This is a genomic window from Xanthobacter autotrophicus (assembly GCF_030015065.1).
Taxonomy (GTDB): domain Bacteria; phylum Pseudomonadota; class Alphaproteobacteria; order Rhizobiales; family Xanthobacteraceae; genus Xanthobacter; species Xanthobacter autotrophicus_D.
Map to the genome: position 1 here is coordinate 1 of NZ_JAIVFN010000218.1, position 2,815 is coordinate 2,815.

The window sequence follows — 2,815 nt, forward strand, 5'->3', positions numbered from 1 at the left end:
CGGCGGAGGTGTATAAGAGACAGCCCCCGCAAGCAGGAGAGGGAGTCCGCCGGTCCTTGCACCGCCGTCAACCCGGCAATCTCGAACCCGGTCCAAGCCCATGCACAGCGCCGACCGCCTCGCCCGCCTGTTCCTGCTGCCGCTGTTCCTGTTCGTGGCGGCCTTCTTCCTGCTGCCCATGGTGCGGCTGGTCGGCGTGGCCGGATCGGGGCCCAACGGCATGGCGGAATATCTCGCCATCCTCACCAATCCGCGCCATTTCGCGACCCTCGTCGCCACCCTGGCGCTGTCCGCCGCGGTAACGGCGGCGACGCTCGCCATCGGCACGGTGGTGGCGCTGTTCCTCGCCCGCAACCGCTTCTTCGGCCGGCCGCTGCTGGTGTCGCTGCTCACCCTGCCGCTGGCCTTTCCGGGCGTGGTGGTGGGCTTCATGGTCATCCTGCTCGCCGGACGGCAGGGCCTGCTCTCCAGCCTCTCCACGGGGCTCGGGATGGGGCGATGGGTGTTCGCCTATTCCATGGCGGGGCTGTTTGCGGGCTATGTCTATTTCTCCCTGCCCCGGGTGCTGGTCACCCTCATGGCGGCGGTGGAGAAGCTGGACCCGGCGCTGGAGGAGGCCGCCCGCTCGCTGGGCGCCGGCCGCGGGCAGGTGCTGCGGGACGTGACCCTTCCGGGCATCGCCCCCGCGCTCATGGCTTCCGGCGCCATCGCATTCGCTACCGCCATGGGCGCCTTCGGCACCGCGTTCACGCTGGCGACGCGCATCGATGTGCTGGCCATGACCATCTATACGGAATTCACCCTGAACGCGAACTTCGCCACGGCCGCCGCCCTGTCCATCGCCCTCGGCCTCATCACCTGGGCGGTGCTGGCGCTGGCGCGCAATCTCGCCGGCTCCGGCGTCGCGGCGGCGGGGTGACGACATGACGCCTTCCATGAAGCCCCATCGCCTCACCTTCGCCATCCAGCTCGTCGTGACGCTCCTTGCCTGCGCCTTCCTGATGGTGCCGGCGGGCGCCTCCATCCTCGCCGGCTTCACCGCCAACTATTTCCGCGGCCTGTCCTCCGGACTCACGCTGAAATGGATCGGCGAGGTGCTGGCGCTCTATTCCGACACCATCCTCCTCTCCATCGCCATCGCGCTGGGCACCCTTTGCGTCACCCTGCTCATCGGCGTGCCGGCGGCGTGGGCGCTGGCGCGCCGGCCCTCGCGGCTCACCCGGCTGGTGGAGGAGGTGGTGACCCTGCCCGTCGCCATCCCCGGCCTCGCCCTGGCGCTGGCCCTCATCCTCGCCTATGGCGGCATCCGCGACTTCCGCATGAGCCCGCTCTTCATCCTCACCGGGCACGTGCTCTACACCCTGCCCTTCATGCTGCGCGCGGTGATGGCGGTGCTCGCCGCCGTAGACGTGCGCACGCTGGAGGAAGGCGCCGCCTCGCTCGGCGCCTCGCCGTTGCAGCGCTTCTTCCATGTGGTGGTGCCCAATGCGCGGGGCGGCATCCTCGCCGGGGCGCTGATGGTGGTGACCCTCTCCATCGGCGAGTTCAACCTCACCTGGATGCTGCACACCCCGCTCACCAAGACGCTGCCGGTGGGCCTTGCCGACAGCTACGCCTCCATGCGCCTCGAAATCGCGAGCGCCTACACGCTGGTGTTCTTCGTCATGATCGTGCCCCTCCTCGTCGCCCTCCAGCTGTTCGGCCGCACCACGCAGGGAGCGACGAGATGAACCGGGGCGCCGCCATCACGGTCTCCGGCTGCGGCAAGACCTTCGCCGACGGCACGCGCGCCCTCTCCCCCCTCGACCTGGAGGTGAAGGCGGGGGAGACCCTGGTACTGCTCGGCCCCTCCGGCTGCGGCAAGACCACCCTGCTGCGCCTCATCGCCGGGCTGGAGGCCCCCGACGCGGGCGGGCGCATCCGGTTCGACGGGGAAGACGTGACCGGCCTGCCCATCGAGAAGCGCAATGTGGGCATGGTGTTCCAGTCCTATGCCCTGTTCCCCAACATGAGCGTCATCGAGAACGTCGCCTACGGCCTGCGGGTGCGCGGCATGGCGCAGGCGGCGCGGCGCGCGCAGGCGGCGGGCGTGCTGGAGATGATGCGCATCGGCGCGCTGGCGGAGCGGCGCATCGACCAGCTCTCCGGCGGCCAGCGCCAGCGGGTGGCCCTGGCCCGCGCGCTCGCCGTGGAGCCGCGCGTGATCCTGCTGGACGAGCCGCTCACCGCGCTGGACGCCGCCTTGCGCGAGCATCTGCGCAGCGAGATCGACGCGCTGCTGAAGCGCCTCGCCATCACCGCCATCTATGTCACCCACGACCAGGCCGAGGCGCTGGCCCTGGGCGACCGCATCGTGGTGATGCGCAATGGCGCCATCGCGCAGGTGGGCACGCCGCGCGATGTCTATTTCCGCCCGGCCGACGATTTCGTGGCCGATTTCGTGGGCGTCACCAACCGCCTCGCGGGCACGGTGGCGGACGACCGCTTCGAGACCGCCGCCGGCGTCGTGCTGCTGCCGCCGGACCTGTCGCCGCAAGCCCCCGCCACGCCCGGGCGCCGCGCCGCACGGTTGCTGTTCCGGCCCGAGGCCGCGCGGCTCGCCAGCCCGGCGGACACCACCCTCGTGTTCGAGGTGGTGCAGGTGGAGTTCCAGGGCGCCCGCCAGAAGGTCACCCTCAAGGACCCGGCCGGAGGCCGCATCCTCGTGGAGGCCCCCGCCGATGGAACGCTGGCCCCCGGCGCCGCTGTGGGGCTTATCCTCGATCCTGCCCGAATCAGCCTCGCCTGAGTCCCTTTTCGCCCGTCCCTCCCCGTC

General features: G+C 70.8%; 3 protein-coding genes. All 3 read left to right on the forward strand.

The features are described from left to right. Positions 1–100 precede the first annotated feature (100 nt). From K9U40_RS22435 to K9U40_RS22445, 3 genes are read left to right on the forward strand one after another with little or no spacing between them, the layout of a single operon-like run. The gene (locus K9U40_RS22435) at positions 101–919 is read left to right on the forward strand and encodes an ABC transporter permease (protein WP_282892318.1); all 819 of its coding nucleotides are present in this window, start codon (positions 101–103) and stop codon (positions 917–919) included. Between the two features lie 4 nt (positions 920–923). Continuing rightward, entirely contained in the window at positions 924–1,730 is an 807-nt protein-coding gene (locus K9U40_RS22440) for an ABC transporter permease (RefSeq protein WP_282892319.1), read from the forward strand. After that, positions 1,727–2,788: an ABC transporter ATP-binding protein gene (locus tag K9U40_RS22445; protein WP_282892320.1), complete on the forward strand. Its 1,062-nt coding sequence runs from the start codon at positions 1,727–1,729 to the stop codon at positions 2,786–2,788. Before K9U40_RS22440 ends, K9U40_RS22445 begins: the two co-directional genes overlap by 4 nt. Positions 2,789–2,815: the final 27 nt, after the last annotated feature.